The 14,921-nt window shown below is 68.2% G+C and carries 18 protein-coding genes; 5 read left to right on the top strand and 13 right to left on the bottom strand.

The genetic code is table 11. From position 1 onward, the window contains the following. Positions 1-40: 40 nt before the first annotated feature. Complete coding sequence (locus ACIODU_RS08145; RefSeq protein ID WP_401765261.1) at positions 41-1,267, top strand: hypothetical protein; 1,227 nt, start codon at positions 41-43, stop codon at positions 1,265-1,267. Here ACIODU_RS08145 and ACIODU_RS08150 read toward each other — a convergent pair. From ACIODU_RS08150 to ACIODU_RS08175, 6 genes are all read right to left on the bottom strand, one after another. Then, a complete protein-coding gene (locus ACIODU_RS08150; protein ID WP_401765264.1) occupies positions 1,242-2,069 on the bottom strand; it encodes a transposase in 828 nt (275 codons plus the stop codon). The genes ACIODU_RS08145 and ACIODU_RS08150 overlap by 26 nt on opposite strands. Positions 2,070-2,310: 241 nt before the next feature. Then, positions 2,311-2,964: a hypothetical protein gene (locus ACIODU_RS08155; RefSeq protein ID WP_401765266.1), complete on the bottom strand. Its 654-nt coding sequence runs from the start codon at positions 2,962-2,964 to the stop codon at positions 2,311-2,313. A gap of 40 nt (positions 2,965-3,004) precedes the next feature. Beyond that, entirely contained in the window at positions 3,005-4,078 is a 1,074-nt protein-coding gene (locus tag ACIODU_RS08160; protein ID WP_401765269.1) for a MerR family transcriptional regulator, read from the bottom strand. Beyond that, the gene (locus tag ACIODU_RS08165; RefSeq protein ID WP_401765272.1) at positions 4,054-4,458 is read right to left on the bottom strand and encodes a hypothetical protein; all 405 of its coding nucleotides are present in this window, start codon (positions 4,456-4,458) and stop codon (positions 4,054-4,056) included. The genes ACIODU_RS08160 and ACIODU_RS08165 overlap by 25 nt, the downstream gene beginning before the upstream one ends. After that, positions 4,415-5,002: an ATP-binding protein gene (locus ACIODU_RS08170; protein WP_401765275.1), complete on the bottom strand. Its 588-nt coding sequence runs from the start codon at positions 5,000-5,002 to the stop codon at positions 4,415-4,417. The genes ACIODU_RS08165 and ACIODU_RS08170 overlap by 44 nt, the downstream gene beginning before the upstream one ends. A gap of 4 nt (positions 5,003-5,006) precedes the next feature. After that, positions 5,007-5,357 (bottom strand): hypothetical protein, encoded by a 351-nt coding sequence (locus tag ACIODU_RS08175; RefSeq protein ID WP_401765278.1) that lies wholly within the window; start codon positions 5,355-5,357, stop codon positions 5,007-5,009. A gap of 335 nt (positions 5,358-5,692) precedes the next feature. On the opposite strand from ACIODU_RS08175, the gene ACIODU_RS08180 reads away from it, so the two are divergent. Next, positions 5,693-6,562 carry a helix-turn-helix domain-containing protein gene (locus ACIODU_RS08180; RefSeq protein ID WP_401765282.1) on the top strand — a complete coding sequence of 290 codons (870 nt, stop codon included), beginning with the start codon at positions 5,693-5,695 and terminating at the stop codon, positions 6,560-6,562. A 13-nt stretch (positions 6,563-6,575) separates the two neighbouring features. Continuing rightward, positions 6,576-6,782, top strand: coding sequence for a DUF397 domain-containing protein (locus ACIODU_RS08185; RefSeq protein WP_401765284.1), 207 nt, complete (start codon positions 6,576-6,578; stop codon positions 6,780-6,782). Positions 6,783-6,848: 66 nt separating this feature from the next. Here ACIODU_RS08185 and nucS read toward each other — a convergent pair whose 3' ends face one another. Next, entirely contained in the window at positions 6,849-7,508 is a 660-nt protein-coding gene (nucS, locus tag ACIODU_RS08190) for an endonuclease NucS (protein ID WP_356426492.1), read from the bottom strand. A 213-nt stretch (positions 7,509-7,721) separates the two neighbouring features. Here nucS and ACIODU_RS08195 point away from each other — a divergent pair, with 213 nt between their 5' ends. After that, positions 7,722-8,114, top strand: a complete 393-nt coding sequence (locus ACIODU_RS08195; RefSeq protein ID WP_161310750.1) for an SCO5389 family protein — start codon at positions 7,722-7,724, stop codon at positions 8,112-8,114. A 54-nt stretch (positions 8,115-8,168) separates the two neighbouring features. On the opposite strand, the gene ACIODU_RS08200 is transcribed toward ACIODU_RS08195, so the two are convergent. Beyond that, positions 8,169-9,182, bottom strand: coding sequence for an LLM class flavin-dependent oxidoreductase (locus tag ACIODU_RS08200; protein WP_356426489.1), 1,014 nt, complete (start codon positions 9,180-9,182; stop codon positions 8,169-8,171). 233 nt (positions 9,183-9,415) lie between these two features. Between ACIODU_RS08200 and ACIODU_RS08205 the strand changes: the two genes are divergently transcribed. Continuing rightward, complete coding sequence (locus ACIODU_RS08205; protein WP_356426486.1) at positions 9,416-9,745, top strand: ATP/GTP-binding protein; 330 nt, start codon at positions 9,416-9,418, stop codon at positions 9,743-9,745. Positions 9,746-9,785: 40 nt separating this feature from the next. On the opposite strand, the gene ACIODU_RS08210 is transcribed toward ACIODU_RS08205, so the two are convergent. From ACIODU_RS08210 to ACIODU_RS08230, 5 genes are all read right to left on the bottom strand, one after another. Next, on the bottom strand, positions 9,786-10,652 hold the full coding sequence (locus ACIODU_RS08210) for an ABC transporter permease subunit (RefSeq protein WP_401765289.1): 867 nt from the start codon (positions 10,650-10,652) through the stop codon (positions 9,786-9,788). After that, positions 10,649-11,839, bottom strand: a complete 1,191-nt coding sequence (locus ACIODU_RS08215; RefSeq protein ID WP_401765291.1) for an ABC transporter ATP-binding protein — start codon at positions 11,837-11,839, stop codon at positions 10,649-10,651. Before ACIODU_RS08215 ends, ACIODU_RS08210 begins: the two co-directional genes overlap by 4 nt. A gap of 155 nt (positions 11,840-11,994) precedes the next feature. After that, positions 11,995-12,774, bottom strand: coding sequence for an ABC transporter permease (locus ACIODU_RS08220; protein WP_356426621.1), 780 nt, complete (start codon positions 12,772-12,774; stop codon positions 11,995-11,997). A gap of 9 nt (positions 12,775-12,783) precedes the next feature. Continuing rightward, positions 12,784-13,734 carry an ABC transporter ATP-binding protein gene (locus ACIODU_RS08225; RefSeq protein ID WP_401765294.1) on the bottom strand — a complete coding sequence of 317 codons (951 nt, stop codon included), beginning with the start codon at positions 13,732-13,734 and terminating at the stop codon, positions 12,784-12,786. A 118-nt stretch (positions 13,735-13,852) separates the two neighbouring features. Then, positions 13,853-14,791 (bottom strand): cellulose-binding protein, encoded by a 939-nt coding sequence (locus ACIODU_RS08230; protein ID WP_161310756.1) that lies wholly within the window; start codon positions 14,789-14,791, stop codon positions 13,853-13,855. Positions 14,792-14,921: the final 130 nt, after the last annotated feature.

Below are 14,921 nucleotides of genomic sequence, written 5' to 3' on the forward strand. Positions count from 1 at the left end.
GAGTGGGAGACCAGTCGGCGGTCCTGGAAGCATGTAAGGCATGAGGAATCTTGGAGCAATGGCGGTGTTCGTTGATGACATCCTCTTAAGCAAGCTTTGGGAAGGCGCTAGTGATCGTCTGCTCGCTGCGTTCACTGACAGCATGGATGTCTTTCGTGAGATGAGCGCGCGGGAAGCCAAGTCGTTGGGTTACAGGCTTCCGCAGGGCCTGCCGACGCGGGAACTGGTCGGCTCGGGGCCCGTGGTGGCCGCCCGGCTCGACGCCATGGGTGTCACCGCATCCGCCGCGATGGACTTCGTCGCCGACATGGTGTCGTACATGGAAGCCTCCCACGACTCGTATTGCGGGGCTTGTCGGGGAGATGATGATTCATCTGGTTCGTGCACCCGCGGCTACAGCATCACCACGTGGGTGAGTGACATCGAGGACGCCGCCGCTGGCACCCGGACGCTTTCCGGCGCCGCAGACCAGTTAATGGCTCAGGCTATCGAGGAAGAGCACCTGTTACTACGGGCTGTGCTGAGCGTAGTTCCCGAGGCAACGGTCCGAGTGGTCTTGGGCGCGGCGAAGGCATGGCAGGACTTCGAGGGCACTTCCTGGGCCGGCGACCGGCTGCGCCTGGAGGCTTCGCAGTGCACTCCGCTGGTTGTGCTGACCGAGGGGCGTTCAGATGTGGCCATCCTCGAGCCCGCCTTCGCGCTGCTCCACCCCCACCTGACGGATCTGGTGCGGTTCATGGACTTCGGCCACCGGCCGGCAGGGGGCGCCGGGCCCCTCGCGGCGACCTTACGTACCTTCGCCGCCGCAGGTATCGCCAACCGTGTCGTTGGGCTCTTCGACAACGACACGGCGGGATGTGACGCGCTCCGCGCCCTTCGCCCCGACACGCTGCCGGCCAACTTGCGGGCCGTGCGTTATCCCGATCTCGAACTGGCACGCGGCTATCCGACCATCGGTCCGCCCACATGCGATGCCCCCGAGGGCCGCCGTGAGCGCGCCGATGTCAATGGAGCCGCATGTTCGATCGAGCTCTACTTGGGAATTGACGTTCTCAAAGGAGTCGACGGGTCTCTGCCTCCGGTGCAATGGCGATCCTTCATCTCCGGCATGGACCGCTACCAGGGGGAGATCATGGGCAAGACCGCACTCCAGCAGGCATTCCAGAGCAAGCTGCGAGCCGCCTCCGACTCACCTTCCGTGATGGCGTCGCAGGACTGGTCAGGGCTGCAAGCCATCTTCACTACGGTGCTGACTGCCTTCCACTAAGTGGTCGGCCCCGGAAATCCTTCGGGGTTATCAGGCTGCCAGGGCGATGGAGGATTCTTGGTGTCGGTCGGTGAGGGTGCCGGTCGAGCCGGGCCGGCAGATCGTCCAGGTCTGAGGTGGTGAACTTCCACTGGAACAGCTGTGCCGTGGCGTTGTAGCGGTCTTCGAAATCTCGGAGCCGGTCCCGGACTTGAGTCGGGTCCGTGAAGTCGTTGGGCGAGACAACCTTGCGCTGGACGATTGAGAAGAAGATTTCGATGTGGTCTATCCAGGAGGCGTGTACGGGGGTGTGGACCATGACCGCGTTCGGAAACGCCTTGGTCAGACGGTCGATGGCCTTCTTCCCCCGGTGGGAGGAGCCGTTGTCGAGGATCCAGAAGACGCGTCTGGCGCCGGCGTAGGGCTCCTGTGTCATGACCTGTTCGACCAGTGCCATGAACGGCACGATGCCGGTGGTGGCCTCGCAGCGGCCGAAGACCCTCGCCCGGTGGACGTCGTAGGCGGCCAGGGTCGGGTGGCAGCGGCAGCGGGCCTGGACCGAGGTCTTCTCGTCGCTGGAGACCACGTGCTCGTCCGCTCCGAGGGGCTCGCCATCGTAGGTGCGGGCGTACAGGTCAAGGACGCGCTGGGCCTTGGCGCGGAAGTCCGGGTCCCGGATGGAGATCCAGGACCGGTACTGCCAGGGCTTGAGCGCGTCCTCGCGCAGCCGGCGGCGCACGGTGGACGCCGAGACGGTGTCGGTGACGCCGCGCGCGGTCAACTCGGTGGCCGGCTCCGGGCACGACCAGCGCGACAACGGCACCCCGATCTCGGCCGGGAGCCGGCAGGCCGGCGCTTTGGCCTCGGCGACCTGCGGGAGTGAACCGGGCCGGGCGTCTGGAGCGTTTGCGGTCGGACAATGCGGAGCGCATCCGACTGCCCGTCCTAGGCCCGCCGACCGTCGGGTCGGCGGGCCTAGGTGATCGTTGGAGGTCTGCCGACTCCGGGGAGAGCGGCAGTTTGCCTATCCGCGGAGTCGGCGCGTCACTGAGGATCGAGGGCGCTCACCCGGCGGACCGAGCCTTGATCGTGTGGCTGAGGGCCGTCTGCTGTTCGTCGGGAAGGCGACGCTCGGCATGGAGCATTTGCAGGGCGGTGGTGATGCGTTCCTCGTCCTGGGGTGTGCCGAGGCTGCCCATGTATGGGGGCAGCAGCAGGCTCAGGGCTTCGAGGTCCGTGCGTGCGCAGAGATCGGCGAGGAGTGCACCGACCGGGTCGTCGTGCTGGTGTGGTGCGGAGCGGGCGGTGGCGCGCAGTCCTGCGGCGATGCGGTAGCGGAGCCATTGCTGGTGCGGTCCGGCCGGGACGTCGTCGATGTGCCCGGCTGCGGACTCGAAGTGTTCGCGGGCCTGGTCGGCCTGGCCCAGGTCGCGGTGGGCCCGGGCCATGTTGGCGTGAAGGGAGGCGTAAAAGCCGCGGACGCGGTCGTCGCCGACCTTGTCGGCCCGGTTCAGGCACTCCTGGTTCCAGCGCAGGGTCTCCTGCGCGGTGGGCTGGTGCCGGGCGAGGTAGTGCGCGGCGATGCAGGCGTCGTAGTCGTCCTGGGCCGCTTCCCACGCCTGGAGGAACAGGTCCCGGGCTCGGTCGTCTCGTCCTTCGGTCTCGGCCTGCATTCCTTGCACGCACAGGTGCACGACGATGTTCTCGGGGTCGGTCACGGTTCTCCTGAAGGGGCGAGGGAGCGGTGTTGAGGGAGGGTCAATTGGAGGTGCTCAGGGCCACCGGCATGACCAGGGTGGTGAAGCTGCCCTGGTCGGCAGAACGCACCACGACAGGACGGTCCGCGGCGGAGATCTCCAACAGGGCGTCGGGGCCCACGCTGGCCTCCAGGGCGGCAGCCAGGACGGCAGGGTCGAAGCCGATCTGCTGGGGGAGGTCGTCATGGCAGACGGCAGGAAGGGTGGTGGCGTGGGAGCGATCGGCAAGTGAGATGGTCAGCTCGTCTTCGGCGAAGCTCAGCGCGACGCGGGGAGCGTCGCCGTGGTCGTTGAGTGCGTCGCGCAGGGCCAGGCGGTCGACGATCACGCGGTATTCGGGCGGAGCCAGGGCTGCGAGCATCTCGCGGTAGGAAGGGAACTGGTCCTCGACCGTCACCAGGGTCCGGGACTCCGACGTACTCGACACTCGGGCCCCGTCCGGTCCGACCTGGATGGTGACCTGGTGGACCCGCGCCGCCCACTTCCCGAACTCGACCAGGTCGGCCGCGTGCACCAGGAGACGGCAGGGCTCTCCGTCAAGCGTTGCTGGCCTCAGGACGCGCATCGAGAGGCGATAGCGATCGGTGGCCACCAGGCGAACCTCGCTGTCATCGATCTCGATGAGGACGCAGCCAAGTACGGGATGTTCCGCGTCGGAAGCCGCTGTCGGCACCACCTGGCGGACCGCACTGGCCAGTTCCACGCCGCCGATCCGCGCTTCCGTGATGCTGCCGGCAGAGGAGAGGGAACGCAGAGCCGCAGCGATGGCGGCCTGGGCCGTCTGCGTCTTGTCCCGCATCCTCTCCGCGTGCCGCTCCAGTACCTCGCGGCCGTCGCGCTCCGGCCCGTCGAGCACCACAGCGACCTCGGCCAGCGGCAGTCCCGCATCTCGCAGACCTCGCAGGAGGGTGGCACGGGCCTCTTGCGCGGGACTGTAGAAGCGGTATCCCGTCGCCCCGTCAACCCACGCCGGCCTCAGGACACGGCAGTCGTCATAGAAACGCAGGGCGCTCGGAGCGAGACCCACTCGCCGCGCGAAGACACTGATGCTCAGTAGTTCCGTGGTGCCGTCCATGGCCCCGATTGTCGACGTTCATCCCACTTGAAGGTCAACTCGCCCTTCGGCACTTGCTTTACAGGGTGTCCGAGCGCGGCGGCGAGTGTGGTGAGTTCCTCATCGCCGAACCGGGCACGTTCGAAGTTCCAGATGGCGATCTCGAAGCGGGCGAAGCCGTACGGCCACTCGTACTCCAGGGCATCCAGTGTTGTCACGGTCCGGCAGCAGGGCACCTCCACGGCGAGGGAGGCGAACCCATCCCCGTCGTGCTCATCCATGAAGTCGCCCCACCATTCGGTGTCGATCTCGGCGCCACGGCGTGGGCAGCCGATCCGTTCCAGGTTCTGCCCGCAGTCAACGAAGACGGGCGTCTCGTGCCAGGTGACGTCGATGTCCACGGACGCGTTCCATCAGTGCGGTCTCGACCTGTGTTTTTTTCCTTGGCCTCGGGGGCGCGGGCTTCGCTCGGCACGCGGTGGGGGAGCGGGGTGTCTCGGGGGTGAGGTCGGGGGCTTTGGTGAGCGGTAGCTCGGCCCACACGATCTTGCCCCCCCGCCGGCGGGCGGAAGGTGCCCCACCTTCTGGTGAGCGACTGGACCAGCAGGAGGCCACGTCCACCCTCGTCGTCTGCTGACGGTGCCTTGGGCGTGGGATCTCGCCGGCTCTGTCCCACACCTCGACGTACAGGTTCATGTCCACGACGCGGAGTTGTACGCCGAGGACATGCTCCGCCTTGACGTCCGACCACTTCGGATCCGGGGTGTTCGGGCCGGTTGCCTTGACGGCGTTCGTCACCAGCTCGGAGATGATCAGCAGCGCGTCGTCCATGACATCGGTCGCGTCCCACCAGCGCAGGGTGCACTTGGTGAAGGTACGGGCGCAGCACACCGCCGAGGGAACAGCCGCCAGCGTCAACCGGTCCCAAGCGCGAAGTCGCGACATGCCACTACCTCTTGTCTGCCGGCGAGAGGTTGTCTTGAGTCGCGCGAGTCGCGAGCACATGGACTTGTGCTTGAAAGCGGTCTTCCAGGCAGTCGAGCAGCGCGTCTTGAAGCACGTCGTTCGTGGACAGATGGCACAGCGACGGCAGTACGACGTCGTGCGCGTCCGCACGTCGTAACGCGACTCCCAGCTCGTAGAAGGCTTCGTGCGAGCCGGACTCGGCGTCGTGAAAGACGGCCGCCAGCTGGAAGCCGGCCGCTTGGGCGAAGTGCCGCATCTCTTGTTCCGTTGCGTACACCTGCTGATCGGGGACGTCAGAGAAGAGCCGCATGTAGCCGTAGATGAGTGGTTTCACAACGTGCCTCCCTTGCATCGGGAGCCGTGCGGATTCACACGCGTGCCGCACCGGCCGGGTAAGCCGACACGTTCTTGTGACCCTCGGTCGCCATCGATGACCGAGCGTGTTCATGGCCGGACATGCCGCGCCGAGGTGCGTCCCACTTCTGGGCGCACCTTCGTCACTTCACCCCCGGCCGGAACTGATCGTGCCAGGCTTGCGTTTGCTCAGCATGCCTCAGCCTGGCAGTACTGTGCAAGGTAATCGAATGCATACCGTGCATACGCAATCTGACTTGCTGTGATGGGTGGGGTTCGGTCAAACTCGTCCGTGACAGCCGTGCACATGAAGGGATGGGGCGAGTGGCGCCGAAACGGCAAGCACCCCCGATTCGTCTCCGCCGCTTAGCGGCCGAACTGCGACGGCTGCGTGAGATAAGCGGTCTGACCAGGGATGACGTTGCTGAACGAACCGGCATCAACGCCGCGACGCTCTACCGGATCGAGACGGCCAAGGTGCGTCCGCAGCAGCGGACGCTGGTCGGACTGCTGGATCTGTACGGAGTCGCCGACCCGCAGCGCTCGGAGATCTTGGCGCTTTCGCGTACCGCGGACGAACAGGGCTGGCTGCGGCCGTATCACGCCGATCTGCCCAATGAATACACTGCGTACATCAGCTTCGAAGCCGAAGCGCGTGGCGTCCGGAACTACGAGTCGTCGTTCGTTCCCGGTCTGCTCCAGACCGAGGACTACGCACGGGCCGTGATCCGGGGCGGGGCTCCGGCGGCCACCCCCAAGGAGGTTGACCAGCGAGTCCAGGCGCGGGTCGAACGGCAGGCCGTCTTCGAGAAGCAACACCCGCTTGAACTGTGGGCGATCGTGGACGAAGCGACGCTGCGGAGAAGGGTTGGTGGCTCCAAAGTCATGGCCGACCAGCTGGACCGTCTGGTCGCGTCAGCCGCCGAGCCGCACATCACGGTCCAGGTCATCCCCTTTGACACTGGTGCGCACCCCGGGATGCCGGGCAGCTTCGTGCTGATGGACTTTCCGGAAACCTCAGATCCCTCGGTTGTCTACATCGACAGCATGGCCGGTGATCTTTTCCTCGAGGCTGAGGAGGACATCCGGCGGTACAGCCAGATCTTCGATCACCTGCGCGCCCAGGCGATGAGTCCGAATGACTCGGTTGCCTTCATCGGGACGTTGGTTCGAGAGGCCAAATGAGAGAAGGACAGAGATGAAGCAGGTGGATCTATCCAACGCTGTGTGGCAGAAGAGCAGCTACAGCAGTGCCAACGGTCAGTGTGTGGAGGTTGCCTACGTCAGTGACGTGGTGGCCATGCGTGACAGTAAGCGCCCGATCGGTCCAGCCCTGGTCTTCACCCCTGGCGAGTTCAGCGCGTTCATATATGGGGTTGCGGACGGGGAGTTCGGCCACTCGTAGCCGTCCACCGGCAGCCGTACGACACGAAGGGCCCGACCGGCTGCCCAGGTCGGGCCCTTCCGCCCGTCAGAACAGGCGCAGTTTGTCGTCTTCGATTCCTCGCATCGCGTTGTAGTCCAGGACCAGGCAGCCGATGCCTCGGTCCGTGGCCAGGACTCGGGCCTGGGGTTTGATCTCCTGGGCCGCGAAGACGCCCTTCACCGGGGCCAGGTGGGGGTCGCGGTTGAGGAGATCCAGGTAGCGGGTGAGTTGTTCCACGCCGTCTATGTCGCCCCGGCGCTTCAGTTCCACCGCCACCGTCCCGCCGTCCGCGTCCCGGCACAGAATGTCCACCGGGCCGATCGCCGTCGGGTATTCGCGGCGGATCAGGGTGTAGCCCTCGCCCAGTGTCTCGATGCGGTCGGCGAGGAGTTCCTGGAGGTGTGCCTCCACGCCGTCCTTGATCAGGCCGGGGTCCACGCCCAGTTCGTGGGACGAGTCGTGGAGGACCTCCTCCATCGTGATGATCAGTTTCTCGCCCGCTTTGTTCACCACCGTCCAAGTGGCGTCATCCTCTTTGAGGGTGCAGGGCGGGGACATCCAGTTGAGAGGTTTGTACGCCCGGTCGTCGGCGTGGATCGACACACTGCCGTCGGCTTTGACCAGGATGAGACGGGGCGCGGAGGGCAGGTGGGCGGTGAGCCGGCCCGCGTAGTCCACGGAGCAGCGGGCAATGACGAGACGCATGGTCGGCAACGCTACTCGACCGCCCAGGTCGCGCGCGATTCGCCCCGGAAGCCCCGTTCGTTATTGGCCGGTTGTGTTCCCATTCGCCTGGTGCGGGCCCGACCACACGCCTAACGTGGATACCTGAGGTCGCCGGTCGTGCACGCTGCGTCGTCGTCGCCTCTTTTCCGTGCCCGCAAGACCCCGGTCTTCGGGGTCGCGAGAGGAGAACCCATGTCGCTCGACGTCTCACCGGCACTGTTGGAACAGGCCGAGCGAGGCGAGGTCGACGAAGCTGCTTTCGTCGACTGCGTCCGGACCTCCCTGCCCTACGCGTGGGAGATGATCAGTTCTCTGGTGGCTCAGCTGAAGGTGGACGGTGGACAGTTCGCCGACAACCAGACGCCGCCGCCGGACGAGCAGGCACGTGGTCAGTTGCTGCGCGCCCTCGCGAGTGATGCCATTCGCGGTGCGTTGCAGCGGCACTTCGGAGTGCGTCTCGCCTTCCAGAACTGCCACCGTGTCGCGGTGTTCCCGCTGGACCCCTCGGTCGACGACCGGCTGGCCCGATTCACCTCGATCCGCGGCCAGTTGCTCAACCAGTCCCCCGAACTCCGGGACTGCTGACGTCCCCCGCCGCCACTCCGCCGCCTGAATCGGCGGAGTGGCGGCGGTCAGCGGTCAGTTCACCAGGGGGAGTACGTCGGCTCCCAGGCGCCGCACGTTCTCCTCCGTCGCCGCCAGGTCGCCCGACCCCTCGACGAGCAGGGCGAAGCGCGTGACGCCGGTACGTTCCGCCGTGGCGGCCAGGCGGTCGGCGGCGAGCCGGGGCGAGCCCACCGGGTGCAGGCCGCACAGCAGTTCCGTATAGGCGACGGGGTCGCGCATGGACCGCTCCCGGCCGTCCACCGTCACATGGGCGCCGAGCCCCTGCCGCAGCCAGCCCGGCATCGCCTTCACCAGGCTCTCCCTCGCCTCCGCCACCGTGTCGGCGATCTGGGCGACCCCCACCGAGACGTGCGACGCGCGCGGATCGTGTCCGGCGGAGCGGGCGTACGTACGCCACAGGGCGACCATCTCCGCCTTCTCGTCGTCCCCCGCGTGCATGCCCAGCAGCATTGGCAGCCCGCGCTCGCCCGCCAGTCGGACGCTCCGGGGCGACGTGCACGCGACGACCACCTCGGGGCCGGCCGCGTCCAGCAACTCGTCCGGCCGGGGTACGACCGCGACCTCGCGGAAGGCGAAGCGGTCGCCCGCCGCCCCCACCCGGCTCTCGCGCAGCCACCGCAGGAGCAGGTCGAGGGATTCGGGGAAGTCCTCCTCGAAGGCCCGCAGGCCGCCGCCGAACACCTCCAGGTCCACCCAGGGCCCGCCCCGGCCCACCCCGAGCGTGAACCGGCCGCGGGAGACGAGATGCAGCAGCGCGGCCTGCTCGCCGAGGGCCACCGGATGCACGTTCGGCAACACGCTGACCGCCGTACCCACCCTGAGGCGCCGGGTCCTGCCGAGCAGCAGCCCGGCCAGGGTGACGGCCGACGGGCACACGCCGTACGGCACGAAGTGGTGTTCGGCCAGCCAGACCGCGTCCAGTCCCGACTCCTCGCCGACCTCGGCGGTACGCACCGCCCGGTGCAGCGCCTCGCCCTGTCCCTGGCCCGGGAACTGGGCCGCGAGCACAAAAGCTCCCACACGCATCGCTCTCTGCCTCCTTGCGGCCGACGCGACTCCCCCTTACGGGCAACAACGTCTGACACGTGCCAAAGGCACGGCTCTCCACAAAGTTCTTGCGATTGTCCGGTAAGTCCCTCTTGTGGCGCTCTTGCCGCGCTCTCGCGGCGGGAGCCGTCCTGGGCCGTGTGCGACGTCTACCCGGGGGCGTGGGCCGTAGGCTGGACGGGAACCGTGCTGCCTGCCCCGTGAGGTGTCCTGTGTCCCCGCGCCGCAACCGCCCCCGAGGCGGCGAGAAACCGACCGACCCCACCGGTGACGAGGGGGACAGGTACGGCGGATTCCAGCGCTCGGAGGGGTGGCAGGGCGAGCAGTGGTCCGTACGCCACGTCGCCGGCGCGAGCGCCGCGGGCAAGCGCTACCGCTGCCCGGGCTGCGACCAGGAGATCCCCTCGGGGGTCGCGCACGTGGTGGCCTGGCCGGAGTACGGCGGGGTGGAGGACCGGCGGCACTGGCACCAGGCGTGCTGGAACGCGAAGGACCGCCGCACCTCGCGGGTGCAGCGGTCCCGTAACGCTCCTCGGTACTGACGCCTTCGGTCCCCGCGCCTCACACGTCCCGGCGGTCCAGTCACACGTCCCGGCGGTCCAGCGCGAAGAAGGCGCCCGTCATCGCGACCGCCGTCACCCCGATCATGATCCACAGCGGCTCCCAGCCGGACGGCCCCGCGCCGTCGCCGGAGACGCCCGCGTTGTCGTAGAAGACCGCGAGCTGGTTGGGGATCGAGTAGTCGAACAGCCCGTCGCGCAGCGTGCTGAGCGAGTCGGCGAACATGAACATCGCCAGCACCAGCGGCATCAGGACCACGCCGATCATGATGGTGATCGCCCCGGCCGAGTGCCGGATCAGCGCCCCGACGGCCAGCGCCAGCAGCCCCAGCGTCGCCAGGTAGAGGCTGACGCCGACGGTCGAGCGGAACCACGCCTCCCCGGACGGCGAGGGCGCGTCGGTGATCGCCACCTGGAGGGCGCCCACGAGCGCCGTGGTGACCACGGTGAGGACGAAGATCAGCAGAAAGAAGACCAGCGACTTGGCGCCCAGGACCCGGACGCGGCTGGGGCACGCGGTGAGAGTCGTGCGGATCATGCCGGTCGTGTACTCGGACGAGATGGTCAGCACGCCGAGCGTGATCACACAGATCGAGCCGAGCAGCACCCCGAAGAAGCCGAGGGTCAGCACGTCGTCGTTGAGCGTGTCGGTGGAGGTGGAGACCACCAGGGCGGTGAGCGTCCCGATGCCCACCATCAGGACGAGCATCACGCCGAGCGTCCACATCGTGGACCGTACGGACCGGAGTTTGGTCCATTCGGAGGCGACGGCGTCGCCGAGCGTGGCCCGGCGCACGGGGATCGGCGAGACGTAGCCGCCCACCGGACCCGTGCCCCACGGGGGCGCCGGAGGCTGCGGAGCGGACTGCTGCTGGTACGGGGTCGTCATCGGGCGTCCTCGTTGGTGCTGTCGCTGTCACGCGGGGTCGGCTGTGTCGTCTGAACGGCCGGGGCGGCGGCCGGCGCGGGAGCCGAAGCCGGAGCCGGTACGGGAGCGGGCGCCGCCATCGGGGTCGCGTACGGGTTCTGACCGGGCGGCGGTGGCGCGTACCACCCCTGCTGCGGCGCCTCCTGGACCACCGGCGGTACGGGGGTCCCGTACCCCTGGCCCTGTCCCCAGCCCTGCTGCGGCGGCGGCTGGAAGCCCTCCAGCGCGTCCGCCGTCGACCGGTAGTCCACCGCGCCCTGCGTCATCCGCATGTACGCCTCCTCCAAGGAGGCCTGATGCGGCGACAGTTCCCAGATCCGTACGTCCGTGTCGTGCGCGAGATCGCTGATCCGGGGGAGCGGCAGCCCCGTGACCCGCAGCGCGCCGTCCGGCTCGGACAGCACCTGGCCGCCCGCCTCCGTCAGCGCGGACATCAGCTTCTCCCGCTGGGGCGGGTCGACCGGCGCGGTCCGCACCCGCGCGAAGTCCGCGGAGTTCGCGGAGATGAAGTCCGTCACGCTCATGTCCGCGAGCAGCTGCCCCCGTCCGATCACGATCAGATGGTCGGCGGTGACGGCCATCTCGCTCATCAGGTGCGAGGAGACGAAGACCGTACGGCCCTCGGAGGCCAGCCGCTTCATCAGGTTGCGGACCCAGAGGATGCCCTCGGGGTCGAGTCCGTTGACCGGCTCGTCGAACAGCAGCACCTGCGGGTCGCCGAGCAGCGCCGCCGCGATGCCGAGCCGCTGGCCCATGCCGAGCGAGAAGCCCTTGGAACGCCGCCGAGCCACGTCCTGGAGGCCGACGACCCCGAGCACCTCGTCCACCCGGGCCGCCGGGATGCCCGACAGCTGGGCCAGCGAGAGCAGGTGCGTACGGGCCGTCCGGCCGCCGTGCACGGCCTTCGCGTCGAGCAGCGCGCCGACCTGGCGCGGCGCGTTCGGCAGCTGCCGGAAGGGATGCCCGCCGACCGTGACGCTCCCGGCCGTGGGCCGGTCGAGGCCGAGGATCATCCGCATCGTCGTGGACTTGCCGGAACCGTTGGGGCCCAGGAACCCGGTCACGGTGCCGGGCCGTACCTGGAAGGAAAGGTTGTGCACGGCCGTCTTGGCGCCGTAGCGCTTCGTCAGGCCGATCGCCTCGATCATTCGCCAGCCCCATCGACAGGTCAGGTCGTCGGGGCAGTGGCCGCTTCCGGACCGAAGGCCCCCCGTTTGAGTTAGGAGGATATCCGGGCCTTGACGGTTCCGGCCAAGTCGTTACAACGCTGCGGCGCGCCCCGCGACGGTGCGGCGCGCCCCCGTCAGGCGTCGCGCTTCTTGATCACGATCCAGCCGCCGACCAGCGCCGCCGCCACCCACAGCACCAGGATCCCCAGGCCCTCCCACGGCCCGTACGGCGCCCGGTCCGTGTTCATGGCGTCCGGCACCACCTGCAAGATCTTCCGGCCGGCCTGGTCGGGGAAGTACCGCGCGACGTCCTTGGCGCCCGGGACCGCCGCCAGGATCTGCGAGACCAGGAAGAAGAACGGCATCAGGATGCCCAGCGACAGCATCGAGCTGCGCAGCATCGCCGCCACGCCCATCGAGAAGACGGCGATCAGCGCCATGTAGAGCCCGCTGCCGATGACCGCGCGCAGGACGTCCGGCTCGCCGATGGTCGTGCTGTGGTCGCCGAGCAGCGCCTGGCCGAGGAAGAAGGAGAGGAATCCCGTCAGGAGTCCGACGACCAGGGCCAGCACCCCGGCCACGAAGATCTTGGAGAAGAGGAAGAGGGACCGCCGGGGCACGGCGGCCAGCGAGGTACGGATCATGCCCGACGAGTACTCGGAGCCGACCACGAGCACGCCGAAGACCACCATCGCGAGCTGGCCGAGGACCATCCCGGAGAAGCTGGCGAACGTCGGGTCGAAGGTGGCCTGCTGGGCGTCGGTGAGATCGCCGAACGTCGCGTTGTACACCGCGCACAGGACGGCGCCCAGCGCGACGGTCACCACCAGGGCGCTGATCAGGGTCCAGGTGGTGGAGGAGACCGTACGGATCTTGGTCCACTCGGACTGGAGAACCGCCGGTGCCGTTGTCAGTGCCATGGGTCAGGCTCCCTTGCCCTCGAACTCCCGGGGCGGGCCGCCGTCGGCCCCCGCGTGGGCGTGGTACTCGACGGACTCCGCCGTCATCTGCATGAAGGCGTCCTCCAGCGAGGCGCGCTGCGCGCTCAGCTCGTGCAGCACGATGCCGTGGCGCGCGGCCAGCTCGCCCAGCTCCTCGGTCTCGGCGCCGTCGATCTCCAGGACCCCGCCCTCCGCCTCGACCGGCGTGTACCCCTCCGCCGCGAGGACGTCGTTCAGCCGCTCGCGCTCCGGGGAGCGCAGACGCGCGTAACTCCGGGAGTTGTCGTGGATGAACTGTGCCATCGAGGTGTTCGCGAGGAGCCGTCCCTGACCGATCACGATCAAGTGATCCGCTGTCAGGGCCATTTCACTCATCAGATGGCTGGACACGAAGATCGTCCGGCCCTCCGCCGCGAGGGCCTTCATGAGATTGCGGATCCAGTGAATTCCCTCGGGATCAAGGCCATTGACCGGTTCGTCGAACATCAGGATCTCGGGATCACCGAGCAGCGCCGAGGCGATTCCCAGGCGTTGGCCCATACCAAGGGAGAAACCCTTGGACTTTTTCCGCGCGACGGCCGTCAGTCCGACCATGTCCAGCACCTCGGACACCCGGCGTTCCGGAATCCGATTGCTCTGCGCCAGGCAGAGGAGGTTGTGGTACGCGCTCCGGCCGCCGTGCATGGCCTTGGCCTCCAGCAGCGCCCCTATGTGCTTGAGCGGTTCGGTGAGGTCGCGGTAGCGCTTGCCGTCGATCCTGACCGAGCCACCGCTCGGGTTGTCCAGATCGAGCATCATCCGCATCGTGGTCGACTTGCCCGCGCCGTTGGGCCCCAGAAAACCCGTCACCACCCCGGGTCTGACCTCGAAGGAGAGCTGGTCGACGGCGACCTTGCGGCCGAAGCGCTTGGTGAGACCCTCAACCTCGATCATGCGGACAACCTAAGGGCACAAAAAGCCCCCCGCCACCGGAGTGGCAGGGGGCTTACGCGATCGTTACGCGCCGGGCGTCAGCCGCTGCGTACGCGGCTCGGCCACGGCGTGCCCGGCGTCAGCGCGACTGCTGCGCCGGCACCCCGCGGGAGATCGGCTCGTCGTCGGCCGGGGAGCCGGCGGCGGCCACCGCGGCACCGGTCAGCGTCGCCAGCATCTCGCGGACGTTGGTCAGCTGGGCGTTGATCGAGTCGCGGCGGTTGGTGAGCGCCGCCAGCTCGCGCTCCGACTCGCTGCGGATCCGGTCGGCCTTGGCGTTCGCGTCGGCCACGATGTCCTCGGACTGGCGCTGAGCGGTCTCCACCGTCTGACGGGCGCGGCGCTCCGCGTCCGTACGCAGCTTCTCGGCCTCCAGGCGCAGCTGCTCGGCGCGGTGCTCGATCTCCGCCAGGCGCTTCTCGGCCTTCGCCTGACGCGTCGCGAGGTCACGCTCGGACTGCTCACGCCGCTTGGCGAGGTTCGTCTCGAAGTCCGCGGCGGCCTGGGCGGCCTTGGCGCGGGTCTCCTCGAAGAGCGCGTCCGCCTCCTCGCGCTTGGCCTGCGCGTCCTTCTGCGCCTCCGAACGCAGCGTCGAGGCATCGCCCTTGGCCTTCTCGACGATGCGCGTGCCCTCGTCCTCGGCGCGCGCCTTGCGCTCCGTCGCGAACGACTCGGCGTCGTTACGGACCTGCTGGGCCGCCGACTCGGCGAGCTCACGGTGCTGTTCGGCCGCGCGACGGGCCTCCTCGCGCAGGTCCTTCGCCTCCTCCTCGGCGAGGCGGAGGATCTTCTCTACGCGGGCGCCGAGGCCGGCGTACGACGGCTCCGCGTCGCTGACCTGGGCCTGAGCATTCTGCGTTTCGAGATGCAGCTCCTCGATGCGCTTTTCCAGCGCGGTGATGCGGGCCAGGGCGCTGTCACGGTCGGCGACGAGTTTGGTAATGCGGTCGTCCACCTGACCACGGTCGTAACCACGCCGCACGAGCTCGAAGCCGAATGGGGAGGATGTGTCACTCATGGGGTTCCTGTCGAATGAGACCGGTGAGGTGATAGGGGGAATCCTAGGGGCCGGAGCGGCGTGTCATCGTGTTGATGCCGGTTTGATATGGAGAATGTCCAGCCTTTTGAGTGGCGCGAAGCGGTTTCCC

It is taken from the genome of Streptomyces sp. NPDC088261 (genome assembly GCF_044740805.1).
Classification (GTDB): domain Bacteria; phylum Actinomycetota; class Actinomycetes; order Streptomycetales; family Streptomycetaceae; genus Streptomyces.